The sequence below is a fragment of the Giesbergeria sinuosa genome, assembly GCF_042652905.1.
Classification (GTDB): Bacteria; Pseudomonadota; Gammaproteobacteria; order Burkholderiales; family Burkholderiaceae_C; genus Simplicispira; species Simplicispira sinuosa.
Genome location: NZ_JBHSHJ010000005.1, coordinates 24,948 through 40,880 on the forward strand (window position 1 = coordinate 24,948; position 15,933 = coordinate 40,880).

Annotated in this window: 12 protein-coding genes; 7 read left to right on the forward strand and 5 right to left on the reverse strand. The window is 53.6% G+C overall.

Annotated features, from left to right (window positions below):
* Window positions 1–61: 61 nt before the first annotated feature.
* Window positions 62–886 carry a pyridoxamine 5'-phosphate oxidase family protein gene (locus ACFO6X_RS08060; protein ID WP_382431837.1) on the forward strand — a complete coding sequence of 275 codons (825 nt, stop codon included), beginning with the start codon at window positions 62–64 and terminating at the stop codon, window positions 884–886.
* On the opposite strand, the gene trhP is transcribed toward ACFO6X_RS08060, so the two are convergent.
* The gene (gene trhP, locus ACFO6X_RS08065) at window positions 883–2,280 is read right to left on the reverse strand and encodes a prephenate-dependent tRNA uridine(34) hydroxylase TrhP (protein WP_382432158.1); all 1,398 of its coding nucleotides are present in this window, start codon (window positions 2,278–2,280) and stop codon (window positions 883–885) included. The two genes, ACFO6X_RS08060 and trhP, sit on opposite strands and share 4 nt — an antisense overlap.
* Before the next feature lie 233 nt (window positions 2,281–2,513).
* A complete protein-coding gene (gene ttcA, locus ACFO6X_RS08070; protein WP_382431839.1) occupies window positions 2,514–3,428 on the reverse strand; it encodes a tRNA 2-thiocytidine(32) synthetase TtcA in 915 nt (304 codons plus the stop codon).
* 1,132 nt (window positions 3,429–4,560) lie between these two features.
* Between ttcA and ACFO6X_RS08075 the strand changes: the two genes are divergently transcribed.
* The 3 genes from ACFO6X_RS08075 to ACFO6X_RS08085 are packed head-to-tail and all read left to right on the forward strand — an operon-like array spanning window position 4,561 to window position 7,762.
* A complete protein-coding gene (locus tag ACFO6X_RS08075; protein WP_382431841.1) occupies window positions 4,561–5,982 on the forward strand; it encodes a sensor domain-containing diguanylate cyclase in 1,422 nt (473 codons plus the stop codon).
* A 10-nt stretch (window positions 5,983–5,992) separates the two neighbouring features.
* Window positions 5,993–7,195, forward strand: coding sequence for a hypothetical protein (locus tag ACFO6X_RS08080; protein WP_382431843.1), 1,203 nt, complete (start codon window positions 5,993–5,995; stop codon window positions 7,193–7,195).
* 24 nt (window positions 7,196–7,219) lie between these two features.
* Window positions 7,220–7,762: a hypothetical protein gene (locus tag ACFO6X_RS08085; RefSeq protein ID WP_382431845.1), complete on the forward strand. Its 543-nt coding sequence runs from the start codon at window positions 7,220–7,222 to the stop codon at window positions 7,760–7,762.
* Between the two features lie 64 nt (window positions 7,763–7,826).
* On the opposite strand, the gene ACFO6X_RS08090 is transcribed toward ACFO6X_RS08085, so the two are convergent.
* Window positions 7,827–8,363 carry a phasin family protein gene (locus ACFO6X_RS08090; protein ID WP_382431847.1) on the reverse strand — a complete coding sequence of 179 codons (537 nt, stop codon included), beginning with the start codon at window positions 8,361–8,363 and terminating at the stop codon, window positions 7,827–7,829.
* 152 nt (window positions 8,364–8,515) lie between these two features.
* Window positions 8,516–9,718: a chromate efflux transporter gene (gene chrA, locus ACFO6X_RS08095; protein WP_382431849.1), complete on the reverse strand. Its 1,203-nt coding sequence runs from the start codon at window positions 9,716–9,718 to the stop codon at window positions 8,516–8,518.
* A gap of 75 nt (window positions 9,719–9,793) precedes the next feature.
* On the opposite strand from chrA, the gene dinG reads away from it, so the two are divergent.
* Window positions 9,794–11,986, forward strand: coding sequence for an ATP-dependent DNA helicase DinG (gene dinG, locus ACFO6X_RS08100; RefSeq protein ID WP_382431851.1), 2,193 nt, complete (start codon window positions 9,794–9,796; stop codon window positions 11,984–11,986).
* A gap of 137 nt (window positions 11,987–12,123) precedes the next feature.
* On the opposite strand, the gene ACFO6X_RS08105 is transcribed toward dinG, so the two are convergent.
* On the reverse strand, window positions 12,124–12,990 hold the full coding sequence (locus tag ACFO6X_RS08105) for a hypothetical protein (RefSeq protein ID WP_382431853.1): 867 nt from the start codon (window positions 12,988–12,990) through the stop codon (window positions 12,124–12,126).
* A 372-nt stretch (window positions 12,991–13,362) separates the two neighbouring features.
* On the opposite strand from ACFO6X_RS08105, the gene ACFO6X_RS08110 reads away from it, so the two are divergent.
* Together ACFO6X_RS08110 and ACFO6X_RS08115 are read left to right on the forward strand one after the other, a co-directional pair.
* Window positions 13,363–15,234, forward strand: a complete 1,872-nt coding sequence (locus ACFO6X_RS08110; protein ID WP_382431855.1) for a sensor histidine kinase — start codon at window positions 13,363–13,365, stop codon at window positions 15,232–15,234.
* Entirely contained in the window at window positions 15,225–15,926 is a 702-nt protein-coding gene (locus ACFO6X_RS08115; RefSeq protein ID WP_382431857.1) for a response regulator transcription factor, read from the forward strand. Before ACFO6X_RS08110 ends, ACFO6X_RS08115 begins: the two co-directional genes overlap by 10 nt.
* Window positions 15,927–15,933: the final 7 nt, after the last annotated feature.

Sequence of the window (15,933 nt, forward strand, 5' to 3'; positions counted from 1 at the left end):
ATATAGCAACAAAGCCTTTTAAGCAAATTATTTGCACCCATTTCCATTACCGGAGAGCCCCATGGCCTTGCGTGACTACCTGAACGAACAACTGCTGGGCATTTTGGCCAGCTACCAGTCCACTGGGGTGGTTCACCACATCGGTGTGGTCTACCCCCGGCGCAACAATGCACTGCATATCTTCATTCCGCGTGGACACCAACTGGCGGTGGGATCATTGGTCACCGTCCACCTGGATAACCGCACTGGCGTGGATGAACTCGATGCAGAACTGCGCGTGTATCGCACCTCGTACAAAGGCCGTGTACAAGCTGCTGAAGACAACTGGCTGGTGCTGGAGCCGCTGGAATACACCCTGATCCACGGCGTGCAGGTGGTAGACAGCCTGACGGCACCGGGCTACACCTTTCCTGCCGATGCCCGCCCAGAACACCCACTACCGCCCAGCCCTTTGCAGGGCATTCCGCCGGTAGAGGCCAAAGACAACGATAACAAGGTGGGTGTGCTCACCACCTTGGCCCTAGGCCAGCCCCACACGACAGTGTTGGCGTTTCTGTCCAGTGCAGAAGACGATGTGTTTCTGATCTCCATGCCCGACAGCTTCAAGGCAAAGCAACTGCGCCGCAACCCACATTGCTTTTTCACTATTGACGAGCGCGCCAAATTCACCTTTGAGCAATCCATCGAATGGAACTACACCATCATGGAAATGCGAGCGCACCAAATACCGGCCCACAGCCCCCTGTTTGAGCAGGTGCGCCGCTCCTTTATCCTCAAAAACCCGTGGGAAGTGGGCTTCTTCTTGAGTCCGGTACTGGAGATGTTTCACCTGCAACGGGCGGGGCTGGTCTGTTCAGGGCAAGCCCGCCCGTTCAGTGGAGGTTAGGCGCTAACAGCCTCTGCCGCAGGAGCCGCTTCAAACACGCGTGCCAGCAGCGCACCCGCATAACGCTCTTCCAGCGGAATCCAAACCCGCAACGGATTGCCCGCGGCCACCAGCAGTGGCTGGCCTTCGGCATTGCGCATGTGCTCCAAGCGCAACTGCACATTACCACTGGGGTGGATGATCTCGATCAGATCGCCCACCGCAAAGCGGTTTTTGGTTTCCACCTCGGCCCAACCATCTTGCACCGCATGCACTTCACCCACAAACTGGCTGCGGTGGGCAATAGAGTGGCCGGTGATGTAGTTTTGGTAATCTTGGCTAGGACGGCGCTCCAACAAGCCACCGGTATAGCCCCGATTGGCCAAACCCTCCAGCTCCAACAATAATTCGGGGTTGAACGGGCGGCCCGCAACAGCGTCGTCAATCGCGCGGCGGTACACCTGCGCCGTGCGGGCCACGTAATACAGGCTCTTGGTGCGGCCTTCAATCTTCAAAGAATCGACACCAATCTGCGTCAACCGGGCCACATGCTCAATGGCACGCAGGTCTTTGCTGTTCATGATGTAGGTGCCGTGCTCGTCTTCCATGATGGGCATCAGCTCACCGGGGCGGCCAATCTCTTCGATCAGGTACACCTTGTCAGCCGCGGGATGGCGCTGGCCGTCGCCGCAGGAGGAGAAAGCCTGCTCGGCCTCTTGTTGGGCGGCAGCAAAGTTAAAGTCGCCCTCCATGCGTGTGGCAATGGCCTCGCCGGTGCTGGAGTCCAGGGCGGCATCGTGGGTTTTGTATTCCCAACGGCAAGCATTGGTGCAAGTGCCTTGGTTGGGATCGCGGCGGTTAAAGTAGCCCGACAGCAGGCAGCGGCCCGAGTAGGCAATGCACAGCGCGCCATGCACAAACACTTCCAATTCCATGTCGGGGCATTCTTGGCGGATTTTCTCAATCTCATCCAAGCTCAGCTCACGCGACAGAATGATGCGCTCCACGCCCATCTTTTGCCAAAACTTGACGGTCGCCCAGTTGGTGGTGTTGGCCTGCACCGACAGGTGAATCGCCTGTTCAGGCCATTTCTCTTTCACCATCATGATCAGGCCGGGGTCGGCCATGATGAGGGCGTCTGGGCGCAAAGCAATCACCGGCTCAATATCGCGCAGGTAGGTGCGCACCTTGTCGTTGTGCGCAATCAGGTTACTGGTAACAAAGAACTTTTTGCCACGCTGGTGCGCCTCGGCAATGCCTTGGGCGATTTGCTCTAAGCGGAATTCATTGTTACGGGCGCGCAGGCTGTAGCGCGGCTGGCCCGCATAGACGGCATCGGCGCCAAAATCGTAGGCAGCGCGCATTTTGTCGAGTGAGCCAGCAGGCAGCAGCAGTTCAGGGCTTTTGAGGGTCATTGGGGGGGGCAGCACGGTCAAAGAGGAAAGGGGCAACAAGGCGCTATTGTCCGAGGTTCGTGCGGCTGTGCGCAGGGCCATTGCCAAAGACCCCATTGCCAATTTTTCTATGCAGGCTATGCGAAGAGCCACTGTATCCACAGCAAAACCCTGACAGCAGCGTCGAATTATTTCTCTGCACCCGCACCAGAGCGCCTGCGATGCCCCGGCAAAAACACTCTGGCCACCGCTGCTTACTGCGGCACAACGGGCACGCCCACAAAAGCACTGGGCGCAAAGGCCGGAAACTCTTCTGGGTCAAAAGCCTTATCGCCCGCCGGGTCGGCCACGCCAGTGGCTTGTAGCACCTTAAAGTCAAACTGGCGGCTGTCCATGAAATGCGAAGGTACCAAGTTTTGTAACGCCACGGCCATGTTCTCGATGCGCCCGGGATACTGGGTTTTCCAGTCGCGCAGCATTTGGCCGATTTGCTGGCGTTGCAAATTGTCTTGGCTACCACACAGGGTGCAGGGAATAATTGGAAACGCGCGCAACTCAGCCCAGCGGGCCAAGTCGGCCTCGGCCACGTAGGCCAATGGGCGAATCACCAAATGGTCGCCCCGGTCACTCACCACCTTGGGTGGCATCCCCTTGAGCTTGCCGCCAAAAAACATATTCAAGAAGAAGGTTTGCAGCATATCGTCGCGGTGGTGGCCCAGAGCTATCTTTTTGCAGCCTAGCTCATCGGCCAAGCGGTACAAAATGCCCCGACGCAAGCGCGAGCACAAGCTGCACATGGTTTTGCCTTCGGGGATATGCTTTTTCACCACGCTGTAGGTGTCTTGCGTTTCGATATGGAAGGGCACACCAATACGTGTCAGGTACTCCGGCAGCACATGGGCCGGAAAACCGGGCTGCTTTTGGTCGAGGTTCACCGCCACAATCTCAAAGCGTGGTGCGCCCCGGCGTTGCAGCTTGCACAAAAAATCCAACAAACCATAACTGTCTTTGCCGCCCGACAGGCACACCATGATGCGGTCGCCGTCTTCAATCAGGCCAAAATCATCCACCGCTTGGCGCACTTGGCGGTACAGTCGTTTTTCTAGCCGTTGCTGCTCGTGGACAGTGCTGGTGCTATCGGGGGCCAAGGAATCAGAAGAGGCGTTCATCGGGGGGCAGGGGCTTGAGAATGGATAGAAGAGTCAAGCGCCTATTGTCCGAGGTTCGGGGCTCCACCCATGCGATGGCACCATTCAACACAGCGGCATTGGTATGCGTGCAACCCCCAATCGTCCCGTTATTTGTTGGGTTGGATTCCATTCAAGGGTGTGCATACCCCAGACAAGGCAGAGCCACTTCAGTTTGTGGGCCAAAAATTCAGCCTTAGGGACAGCTACGGTTGGGCCGATTACGCCCTGCGGGGCGATTCGTTCAGTAAAAACAGCCGTAGGCGTTGGCAAGTATCGACTTGGGCCTAAAAGACGGCACCACGGTTGCGGACAAACACAGGCTGTCAGGCTGTTGGTATCGCCATGCAGATATTGGCAACCGCCAACCGCTCTCAACACCCCCACACCACAAGGAAGCATTTTTTTGTTACTGGGTGTAGAGTAGCAGACCAGATAGACATAGAACATGGTTTGGTGGTGTTAGGAGATTTTTTGCAGGTTGGTGACGGCTTTTTCAGGGTGTTAATAGATTAAAAAGTTGATGGCAAAAATTTTTCAGGCGTTGGGCATACTGGCACCAGCATTTGGGCAACTGCGGGTTCGTTCGCCATTTTTCTGGGTCTATGGCACATTATTGGCATTTCTTGCATTATCTGGCATTTGGCTACTCATAGATTTAAAGAAAGAATACGACAAAGTCTTGTCAAATGCTGCCTATCGCGCTATGCAACGCAGCCAAATTATTAGCCAGTCCTTTAGCTCAAAAATCATGGCAACCGATTATGTCTTGCGGGATGTTCTTGGAAGATTAGAAAAAGAAGACATTATTTATCCTGATCCCAGCAAAAGCCATTTTCAAAAATTGACACAGCTTTTGAAGGAAAAAGCCGATACCGTTCCTGATTTCTTTAGCATTGTTATTTTTGATAGCAATTGCACTTTTACTGCCACAGTCACCGGAAAAAATACCGGCGTCCGATCAAAACCAGAGGTTTGTGAGGCCCGCAAAAGGCACCACGGCTCTGGCCCTATGGTCAGCTATGTTCCAGGCACAAAGTCTGCTTCAGGACAACCTGTGCTGGTGTTGTCTCGACACCTCAGATCACCAACAGGTGATTTCCAAGGTGGTGTCATGGGAGTGATCGAACTTCAAATTGCACAAAATTGGCTCAACTCACTCAGTCTGAGTCCGGGCGATTCTGTGGCGCTGCTAGACGAATCTCGCACCATCCTTGCCCGTCACCCACAGATACCCAAGGTCTCGGATAATCACATTGCCAACTTCCAAATTCCAGCCGTTTTGCATGCTCCAACCGCAGAAGCAAGCAATGTGGCCCAATCAGATATAGATGGGCATGAACGTTTGTTGGGGTTTAGCAAAACCGGAAATTTTCCGTTGATCGTAGCGTATGGCATTGACCAATCCCGCATGCTTGAGCAATGGCAATGGCGCACCATAGAGCTAACGGTAGGCTATTTTTTTCTGCTGCTGTTGGCAGGTATTTCGGCTCGGCACCAGTGGACCATTCTTCGCCAGAAAGAAGAGTTGCACTCCAGTGAGGAGCATTTTCGCATGCTGGCCGAAAATATGGCCGACATCGTCTGGCGCACAGATGCACTGTTAAATTTTACTTATATCAACAGGGCCGATCAACAGACACGGGGTTTCTCTCGTGAAGAAGTGATTGGCACGGCTGTGCAAGAGAGTTTGACACCGCAAGGACAAGCCATTCTGGACACCAAACTCAAAGACCGTCGTGCCATCAAAATGGCGGCACCGCCATGCGTGGCTTTTCAGTACGAGTTGCCCATGCGCCATAAAAATGGCGGCCAAGTCTGGATCGAAGTGTCATCTGTGCCCATCTATGGCAGTGATGGCAACATCAAAGGCTATCAAGGCATAGGCCGAGATATCAGTGAGCGCAAACGACACGAAGCCCAGTTGTTACAGTCGCAGCAGCAATTAGAGAATCAACTGCACCAAGCGGCACAAGAGAAAACGGCATTGCAAGAACTGGCCACCCGTGACCCCCTGACAGGACTCTACAACCGCCGCTACCTAGATGCCACTTTTCTACGCGAGCTTGCGCGCTCCAGACGCGAGGAGCAACCGCTGGCCGTTGTCATGCTGGATCTGGACCATTTCAAACAGGTGAACGATCAATACGGCCATGCAGCAGGTGATGAAGTGCTCAAGGCACTGGCACAGTTACTGCGGCAAGGTGCCCGTGAAAGTGACTTGATCGCCCGCTATGGAGGAGAGGAGTTTGTGGCCATCATGCCAAACATGTCTGCGCAGCAGGCATGGGAGCGGGTTCAATCGTGGCGGACACAACTAGAGGCCATGCCAATTGTTTTTGCCAATCTCCACATTCGCGTCACATTGTCGGCTGGGATTGCCATCTTTCCTGACCACGGCCAAAGTCCCAGCCAACTGCTGACCCGTGCTGATGAAATGCTCTACCAATCTAAACTGGCTGGACGCAATCAAATCACCCTAGCCGCGTTAGAGCCTCATGGGCCTTTGGTGGACGGCTCTGCAAACCCTGCTTGAGTTTCTCCTCATGCACACCACCCAACTATTGCGCCTCATGGTGTCGAGCCTGTGCGCTTGTGGAGCTTCCGTTCAGGCCCAAGAGCCCCCCAAGGAGCCCCCTGCGGGCTGGAGTGGTTTGTTCATCAACCATGTGACTTTGCAAAAAAGCACCGAAGAGGCGCTGCGCAACCGGCCCAGCCCATTTCGCCCACCTCTCGTCACCAATACCGGGGGGCGTTTACTCAACTTTTTGGTGCTGCGGTTGAAACACGGTGATTGGATGTTTCACGGCGCTTATAGCGACAATCGCACCCTGGGCGGTGGCAGCGCCTACTCGCTCACCAACCCCATGGGCTTTGGTGTCAACACGGTCGAGACCATCGGTGTTCACCGTAGGAGCGTAGATGACAAGTCTGGTCTGCAAGAATTGGCAATCACGCACCGCCAAAATGGCACGATGGTCATGCTGGGCAAGATTGATACCGCCAACTGGTATCTCTCTAATCCCCTCTTTAGCGGCGACTTGGTGCATGGCAACGATTACGGCAACGCCGCCACTCGGGTGGTGGCACCACCGTTTCCGTCATGGGCCTTGGTAGTGCAACAGAACTACAGCCATGGCCTGTCATTCACCGGTATCGTCGGGGATGCGTTTGGTGATCGTGAAACCATCCATGCCGCACGCAATCTGGTGCATGGGGATTTGGCCTATGTGTTGGAGCTCAATTTTCGGCATCAGCAACAACACTACCAGTTGACCTTCAACCATACAGATGCTTTTCGTTTTTACGACAAAGATGCCGTCTGGCCTGGGCCAGGCCACAAAGCCCCCAAGGTAGACGCTGTCATTGCTACAGCCAGTTACCGCTTTAACCCCCACTGGTCGGGCTTTGGTCGCGTCGGCTATTCCAAGGGCGATGCACAAATCGAAGATCGCAACTACCTGATAGGTATACGCTACGATATGGGCAGGTTCTACGCTTTAGGCTCCCAATCCGCCACCAGGGTCGCCAGCAATAACCTGCCATACCAGCGTGGTGCCAAGGGTGACATCACCTTGGTCAGTGAAATCACCCTCAACTACAAGGTACATCCCCAAATAGTGGTGGGCGTAACGTATGACAAATACCAAAGCAACGGCAATGCACTGCTGGCCAAAGATGGTGGCTGGAATGGTGCCAAGCGCAACCATGTTGTCGGCTTGCGTGTCACGTCCTTTTTGCCCTTCTGATGCGGCAGCGTCCTCGCAAGGGTGATGAAAAAACGCCCCATCCACCACCTGCAACTGCGTGTGCGCGAGCTGGGGCAATTATTCAACTCCCTAGACCCTTCTCCCTTTTTGAATAAAGACCTCGACCGCGAGGCCGAAGTCTTTATTGAAACCTGGGCGCAGGGTCTGCCCTCCGACAGCCATTTGCATATCACCGTGCATTTGCAGCATTGGCCCACCGAAGGTGATCCGGCCGCTTTGATCACCGAGGCGATTCACAACTACTTCAGCTACAAGGCTGAACTGGTGCGGGGCGAACTGCACCGGCTGCTGCGCGAGGGCCGCACCAGCTTGCTCATTGGTATCAGCTTTTTAACGGTGTGCCTGCTGGCTGCCGATGCCAGCAAGCAAATCATTCCAGACACACACTTTACGGTAGCCCGCGAGGGTCTGACCATTCTGGGCTGGGTGGCACTGTGGCGGCCTTTACAGATTTTTCTGTACGACTGGTGGCCGCTAGCGCGCAAGATTCGGGTTTGTCGGGCGCTGGGCCGGGCTGTGGTGCGCGCAGTGACCGCACAGCCATAAAAAACGCCATCCGGCACCTGCAAAGCAGGCCACGGATGGCATGTAGGGCCGATACCGAAGCGGATTAGGCCTTGGCAGTGCTCTTGACAGTCTTGGCTACCACATCAGTGACGTGGGCTTCGGCTTGGGCCACGGCTTGCTTGGCAGCGGCTTGGGCCGAATCCAGCACTTGTTGACCTGTAGCAGCAGCGTTCTTGAACGCGGCCACAAAGGCTTCGCTGCCAGCGGGAGCGTTCTTGGTCATCGACTCCAGCGACGTGTTGAAAGTCTTTTGCGCTTCGGCCATCTTTTCTTTCGATGCCTTGGTCAATTCCGAGCTGGTTTCCGAAGCAATTTCGTACACGCTGCGGCCATAGGCAGTGGCCTTTTCGGCCAAAGGCTTGACCAAATTGGTCTGGGCCGACAGCACTTCTTCAGGGGTCTTGGCAGCAGCCACGGCTTGCAACGAATTGAGCGTACCGTTGAGCACCGACTTGGCAGTAGCCAGGTTCAACTCAGCCAGCTTTTCAAAACCAGCAAAGGTGGTGGTGGCAGCAGCAGCAAAATCAGCGGCAGCGTTTTTGCCAGCGTCAGTGAAGGTTTGGGCGTTGATGGTTTGCATGTGAAAACTCCTATCAGGTTTCGTGCGCCACCCCAAGCCCAGCCTGGAAGAAAAATGTTGCGGCGCAACATGACTCTTATGGTAAGGCGGTTTAGCCAAATTGCAAGGGAAAAATGTTGCAGTGCAGCATTTTTTCAACACAGTCACATTTTTTAACCGGCCAAGCACCAGCCAGCCACGCCACAGCCCAGCACCACCAGCCAGGGGGCTACTTTCCAAAACAGGAGTGCGACCCATGCCAGCAAAGCCAAAGCAAAGTCCTGCGCCGTATAGATGGCATGTGTCCATACAGGTTGGTACAGGGCAGCGAGCAACAGGCCCACCACGGCGGCATTGATACCAGACAGTGCCGCCTGTGTACGAGGCTGGCGGCGCAGCTGTTCCCAAAACGGCAAGGCTCCCGCCAGCAGCAGAAACGAGGGGGTAAAAATGCTCAACAGGCCAATCCAGCCGCCCAGCCAACCCGAGGGTGCTTGGTGCATGGAGGCCCCCAGAAAAGCAGCAAAAGTAAATAAGGGGCCAGGCACTGCTTGGGCCGCCCCATACCCTGCCAAAAAAGCCGCCTCACTGATCCAGCCATTGGGCACCACTTCGGCCTGCAACAACGGCAGCACCACATGCCCACCACCAAACACCAAAGACCCAGCACGGTAGAACGCATCAACCATCGCCAGCACCGGATGCGGAAACAGTGCGGTCAGCAGTGGCAAACCGACCAACAACACCAAAAACAGCAGCAACCAAAACAGGCCCGTCTGGCGCCTGATGGTGATAGGCAGTGGATCGTGTGGCAGCTCCTGCACCGGTTTGAACAGCAGCAGACCTACAACGGCACCCACCAAGATGATGCCCACTTGCCCCCAGGCAGATGGCAGCACCAACACCGTGCAAGTGCTCAATGCCATCAGCGTAATACGCGGCACATCTGGACAAAGATGGCGGGCCATGCCCCAAACAGCCTGTGCCACGACAGCCACCGCCACCACATTCAAGCCATGCAGCACCCCCGTAGGCATGCTCTCACCATACTGGCTAATCCCCAAGGCCCACAAGATGAGGACGACAGCCGATGGCAGCGTAAAACCTGCCCAAGCCGCCAACGCCCCTGCATAACCAGCGCGTAATAGCCCCAGTGCCATACCCACTTGGCTACTGGCTGGCCCAGGCAAGAACTGGCACAAGGCCACCAAATCGGCATAACTGCGCTCGCTCAACCATTGGCGGCGCACCACAAACTCCTCACGAAAATACCCGAGGTGGGCAATCGGGCCGCCAAAACAGCTCAGCCCAAGCCGCAAAAACACCAAGAAGACAGCTCCAACACTACGGTCAGTGGTGTGGTGGGTATCGTTCATGCGCATACGGCGGATTGTGCATGACCGAGACGCGTGCCAGCCCGCCGTACCCATCCTCTGTGCCACACTTGCCTTATGTCTTCTACAGAATGGGCAGACGCCGCGCTGCAAGCTTTCGATCAGGTGGTGCAATCAGAGACGGGCTTGCGCAGCCGGCCCGGCCAGCGGCGCATGGCAGAGCAGGTGGCTCAAACTTTGAGCGTAGCAACCTTGGGCAGTCCAGAGCCAGAAGGAGCAGCGCCGGTGCGGGCCATTGCCATCATTCAAGCCGGAACAGGGGTGGGCAAATCGCTGGCCTATTGCGCCCCCGCCATTGCCATCGCACTGGCACGCAACACACGGGTACTGATCTCCACGGCCACTGTGGCACTGCAAGAGCAATTGATCCATAAAGACCTGCCCGCTCTGATGGCGCAAATGCCACAGCCGTTTCGGTTTGCACTGGCCAAGGGGCGTGGACGCTATGTGTGCCAGCTCAAACTGGCACAGTTGGCTGGCGGTGGGCCAGCACTCCCCGAAGAGGACGACCTGTTTTACGAAGAAGAAACGGCGGCCCGTGCCACCCGCCCCGCCCATGAAACCGAGGCTCGCCTGCGCTACTACACCAGTCTGGCGCAAAGCCTGGCTGCCAAGACTTGGGATGGAGACCGTGACACCCTGGACACACCACCCGCACCCGAGTTGTGGGCCCCCGTGGCTGCCGAGGCAGGCTCCTGCACGGGTAAGCATTGCCCCATGTTTAGCCAGTGCAGCTACTTTGATAAGCGCAAGGAACTGGTGGCCGCGCAGGTGATTGTGGTCAACCATGATCTGTTGTTGTCCACCTTGGGCGGACGGGTGTTGCCCGAGCTAGACAACTGCCTGCTGGTGCTGGACGAAGCACACCACCTGCCTGCCACAGCCTTAGAGCAGTTTGCTTGCAGTATGGATTTGAGCCGCCTGCTCTGGATTGACCGTCTGGCGCAGCGGGCCACGCGCATCGGTACGCTGATGGAGTTGGCTGAAATTGCCGATATCCCCGGCTATGCCTCACAGTTGCGCCAAAGCCTGCAAGATGTGGCACGTTTAGTGATGGATTTGTATGGCGATGCCTTACGCCCCCCCGCTGACGCAACGGGGCGCAAACGCTGGCCCGAGCACAAGATGCCCATGCGGGTGCGCTTACCCGGTGGCGTGCTACCAGAGGTGCTACTGTTGCCGCTGCAGCAACTGGCCCAGCAAGCTCTGGGCTTTATCCATTGTTTGAGCATCATTGCCAAGGCACTGCGCGCACAGATTCGTGAGCATCCCGACGAGGCCAAACGCCTATCTACCCACTATGCCCAAATTGGCATGTTGGTGCCCCGCTTGCAAACGGTGCATGACACTACCCAGTTGCTGCTACAACAGCCCCCAGCCACGCCCCATACGCTGGCCGTGCCCCATGCCAAATGGTTCACCCTGACAATGGATGGGGAATACATTGCCCTGCAAGCCCATGCCAGCCCACTGTTGCCCGGTGCCACACTACGCCACAAGCTCTGGCAGCAGGTGCGCGGAGCCATACTCACCTCGGCCACCCTGACCAGCTGCGGCCAGTTTGATTTTTTCCTGCGCGAATCGGGTCTGGATGCCGACGAGGCCGCTACGGCACTAGAAGTGCCCAGCCCCTTTGACTATGCGCGCCAAGGTACGCTAGTGGCTGTGGCCACCCACGCTGATCCCAAAAATGCAGACCAATTTACCCCCGAAATGGTGACGGCTCTGTTGCAGGATCTGGCCCAAGTGCCCTATGGTGCCTTGGTGCTCTTTACCTCGCGCGAACAAATGCGCCAAGCGGTAGAGGCACTCCCACCCACTTTGGCAGCACAGGTATTGGTGCAAAACACCCTGCCACGCCCCCAATTGTTGCAACGCCACCGCGAACGGGTGGCCGATGGGCAAGCATCAATCATCTTTGGAATGCAATCTTTTGGCGAGGGACTGGACTTGCCAGGGCGCTTGTGTGAATCCGTGTTTATCCCCAAGTTGCCTTTTGCCCCCCCTGATGACCCCGTGGGCCAAGCCCGTGCCGAATGGTTGCGCACCGTAGAACGTGACCCGTTCAATGAACTGGTGGTGCCCGCCACCGCCATGCGGCTGGCCCAATGGGCTGGGCGGGCCATCCGCAGCGAAGAAGATCAGGCCCATGTCTATTGTTACGACCGGCGCCTGACGCAAACCAGCTACGGCAAACGTTTACTAGCGGGTTTGCCGCCCTTTACCCGTGTTCTGCGGCCAGCCATTTGATCCGAATAAAAATTGGGGGCCACAGTTTTTGCTTGGCTGACAAAACACTGAAAATTTATCGGTAGCAGCTCAACTACAAAAAAGAAATGCGTGCCCAAGAGGATGATTTTTCAGAAAAAAGCAAGGCGCCCTGTTTTTCACGAAGTAGCAACGCTACTTTTGCCGATCACTGCAATTTTCACCGACGTCGTGTTTCTTTCTCTCTTTTCTGCTGCTGGGGCAGTGACTGCCACCGCTGCTGGAGCAGACAGCGCCACCGTCCACAATGCCGCACCCAACAATTCCAAGAGCAAACTTTGCAGTACGGCTGCGATTGTGCCTATGTGTTCTACGCTCAATCCCGTGATTGCAGCGAGTTGAACATCGACTGGGTCTGCCGCACGCAACACCTGTGCCGCATCATGCGCAGCCGCAGCGTTAGCCAACTGACGGCGAAGATCAGCGGCATGATGGGCTTGGGTGTTTTCCACTTGTAACGCCTGCACCTTGGCCGCCGTACCAACCGCCAATACCTGTGCCGTAGTGCATTTATCAGGGTTTTTGACTTGGCAACGGGCCAGTGCCGATTGGGTGGCCGCGTCCTGTGCAGTAGCCTTGGCTAAGTCGGCTGCCACTTTAGCCAACGGTCGGGCAGTGATGGAGTCTAGTTCCTGTTGCAGTGCCAATGTGTGACCCGTCACAGCGACCGACTTGGCCCGATGCTCACCGGCACGATACGTTGCCTTGGCAAAAAAATGGGCTTGGTTGTAGACCGTTGCCACGATACACACAACAAAAAGCACCTTGGTCACCACATTGCGTCGGCTTAATGCAGGGAGCAGGTGGCTGCCGAGCACCAGTGCCACCGCCGTAGCCAGCATCACCAACTGTTCCGTCTGGGTTGTAGCCCGCTCCATGACTGCGCTGGAAGCCATGCCAATGCAGACAACCGTGCAGATGAACGCCAGCACACCAGCCACCTTGCGGGTATGGGGGTAAGGTTGGAATGGGGTAGTCAAACTCATAGACACGCAAGTTACACAAACACCCTTGAAAAACATTGCTTTTTATTGCAGTGAAAAAGCAACCGTTCTCACTCAACGATGCCGAATTTACTCGTAACTTGTTGATTCTTTTGAAAAAAGAATCAACATTTCAATTTGGCAGAGCGATTGTTTTATATACATTTTGTTACAAACAGGCCGCTACAATCGAAAGATTGTGCCCAACCAAGGCCGGTATGGCGAAGGGACAAGCAAGAGCGCATCCAGGCGTTCTATCGGCCCAGTAACGGCACCGAGCGCAACGCTGCACAGCCCCGGCCAGACACACAGGCGAGCCCCCAAAAGCAACGGCAGGAGACAGGGGCCGTCCGCAGATATATAAATATATTAAAAATGCGCCATAAATTATATATTATTTTTATATTTTTAATATCATTACAAATACCAGTTTTTGCAAAAGATTTTGTAATTGAACGATCTTTTTTAGTAGATCCCACCGGAACATTGACTATTGAAGATGTTCAAACCCTAGAATTCAAACCAGCACCTGTCGTATTATCGCGAGGCTACACCGAATCGGTTACTTGGTTACGCCTCGTTGTAGATTCCAGTGCCTTAGCACAATTGTTAGTGGTAGTGCGCCCTGCTTATTTAGATGACGTACGCTTATACAGCCGCACAAAAAATACTTCTGAAGCCTCAGGAGAGTGGCTGATGCGCCAACAAGGAGATGCTTTTGCCTTTAATCAACGCGAACGACATGATTTAAACTTCAGTTTTTCTATAGAACCTTCTGCTGACAAACCTACAACAATATATGTGCGCCTCCAAACCAGTAGCACGACGGCTTTGTTTGTGACCGTACAGCCCACCACAGAAGCAGAACAATTTGATAGCTTATTGATGCTGGGCAGCGGCGTTTATGTTGGCATCCTGTTTGTGCTTATATTACTCTCATTAGAGCGATTTTCCATTACCAAAGATCATTTATGGGGATTGAACGGAATCTTTCAAATAACAACGCTTGTCATGGCCGCTGCGTTTATGGGGTTTCATGCAAAATTTGCTTTGCCAGACAACCCCTCTCTGGCAAACAAAAGTACATCGATTGTTTTAGTTTCGCATTTTCTCATCAGCTCTATTTATTCATATAGGTTTTTTACAGTATTTCAAGGGCCACGCATCAATAATATATTCATTGGTTGCCTATCTTTTATAACGCCATTCTTATTTTGGCAAATAGCCAATGATAGCGTGCAGCAAGCGATGGAGTTGAACTCAACAATGGTGCTACTTTTAATAGCACTAAGCTTTATAGCCAGCTACAAAATAAAAGTTCAAGATAAAATAATTCGTTATTTAATTCGTTTTAACTACAGCTTCTTGCTGCTTTATCTGTTATATGTGATGTTACCCGTCATGGGATGGGCTCCCATGAGCCAGCTGCATTTGTATCCAGTGATCGCACTCAATTTATTTGCTTCAATCATGCAATACTTAACACTCACCAGACGGGACTATTTAGAATTGCGTAATCAAATTCAATTGCATGAAGAAATTGAGCAAACACAAGCGCAATTATTATGGGAGCAACAGCGCCGTGCGGAAAGTGCAAGCTTCATGAGCATGTTGTTGCATGAATTGAAAAATCCATTGGCCTCTATTCGTCTTGCCACACAAACATTGATGAGTGGTCGTGTCATGCAACCGAAAGATCAACTGATTCGCATCAATAACATTTATGAATCTGTGGATGGCATGAATGCTGTGTTAGAGCGTTGCCGCCATGCAGACAGACTGGATCAGGGCGATTGGCTGCCTCAGAAAACCCCACACGATGTGGTGATACTCTTATCACAATGGGTTCAAGAGCATCGACTATGTCATCGAATTCAGATTGAATTGCCAGAAAATCTATCTGCACAGGTGGAGATAGACCTACTGAAAATCATGGTCATGAACCTGATTGATAATGCCCTTGCTTATTCCCCTGCAGACTCTATCATTCAAGTAAAATTACGAGAACAACCCCACCCTGTATCACAATTTTTGATTGCTATATACAATAGTGTGGGTAAAGTGGGCTGGCCCGATCCAGACCGGGTGTTTACCAAGTATTACCGGGCACAAGCAGCACACCAACGAACAGGCTCTGGATTAGGTTTGTTTTTAGTTAAAAGTATTGCTCGACTTTATGGCGGTGATGCCAGCTACCGAGCACAAGAAGACAAGGTAGTATTTGAACTGCGCCTGCCATGCCAATAGACTCAAAAGTACATATTATTGTAGTAGAAGACCATGACATCGTACGCGACGAGTTGGTTGCATTTTTAACTCGCCCCGAATGGAATGTGCGCGGAGTTGATTGCGGTGAGAATCTTGATATAGCATTACATCAACATCCAGCCAATATCGTTATTGTTGATTTAAATCTACCTGGCGAAGATGGCTTGAGCATTGCCCAAAGATTACGCATTGGCATTCCTGATATAGGAATTGTATTATTAACAGCCCGTGTGCTTCCCATGGATAAAATTGCAGGCTACCAAAGTGGTGCCGATGTTTACCTCACCAAACCAACAAATATTGGCGAATTAGAGGCGGTAGTGATCAATTTAACTCGACGCATTAAGCAGTGGACACACAACAATCTACAGCTCAATATGTCAAAATTAACACTCGGATTTTCGATGGAAACCCCGATTGGTTTAACGCTCACTGAAGCCAATTTACTATACGAACTGGCCTTGGCTCCCAAACAATGTATAGATACAGAAATACTCCTGCATCACCTTGACTCGCAACACAAAACACATTTGTCACGGGACAATCTGCCTGTCATTATCAGTCGTTTGCGAACCAAAATATCTGATGGCCTGAGCATTGCCAACCCCATCAAGGCTGTGCGTAATTATGGCTATAAGTTAACCACCAAAATAACTCTGCAAGAAAGTTAATGCAGGA

Excerpts from the sequence above, each read along its gene's own strand:
- ACFO6X_RS08060 (WP_382431837.1), top strand. The coding sequence starts at position 62 with ATGGCCTTGCGTGACTACCTGAACGAACAACTGCTGGGCATTTTGGCC.
- trhP (WP_382432158.1), bottom strand. The coding sequence starts at position 2,280 with ATGACCCTCAAAAGCCCTGAACTGCTGCTGCCTGCTGGCTCACTCGAC.
- ttcA (WP_382431839.1), bottom strand. The coding sequence starts at position 3,428 with ATGAACGCCTCTTCTGATTCCTTGGCCCCCGATAGCACCAGCACTGTC.
- ACFO6X_RS08075 (WP_382431841.1), top strand. The coding sequence starts at position 4,561 with ATGGGAGTGATCGAACTTCAAATTGCACAAAATTGGCTCAACTCACTC.
- ACFO6X_RS08080 (WP_382431843.1), top strand. The coding sequence starts at position 5,993 with ATGCACACCACCCAACTATTGCGCCTCATGGTGTCGAGCCTGTGCGCT.
- ACFO6X_RS08085 (WP_382431845.1), top strand. The coding sequence starts at position 7,220 with ATGAAAAAACGCCCCATCCACCACCTGCAACTGCGTGTGCGCGAGCTG.
- ACFO6X_RS08090 (WP_382431847.1), bottom strand. The coding sequence starts at position 8,363 with ATGCAAACCATCAACGCCCAAACCTTCACTGACGCTGGCAAAAACGCT.
- chrA (WP_382431849.1), bottom strand. The coding sequence starts at position 9,718 with ATGAACGATACCCACCACACCACTGACCGTAGTGTTGGAGCTGTCTTC.
- dinG (WP_382431851.1), top strand. The coding sequence starts at position 9,794 with ATGTCTTCTACAGAATGGGCAGACGCCGCGCTGCAAGCTTTCGATCAG.
- ACFO6X_RS08105 (WP_382431853.1), bottom strand. The coding sequence starts at position 12,990 with ATGAGTTTGACTACCCCATTCCAACCTTACCCCCATACCCGCAAGGTG.
- ACFO6X_RS08110 (WP_382431855.1), top strand. The coding sequence starts at position 13,363 with ATGCGCCATAAATTATATATTATTTTTATATTTTTAATATCATTACAA.
- ACFO6X_RS08115 (WP_382431857.1), top strand. The coding sequence starts at position 15,225 with ATGCCAATAGACTCAAAAGTACATATTATTGTAGTAGAAGACCATGAC.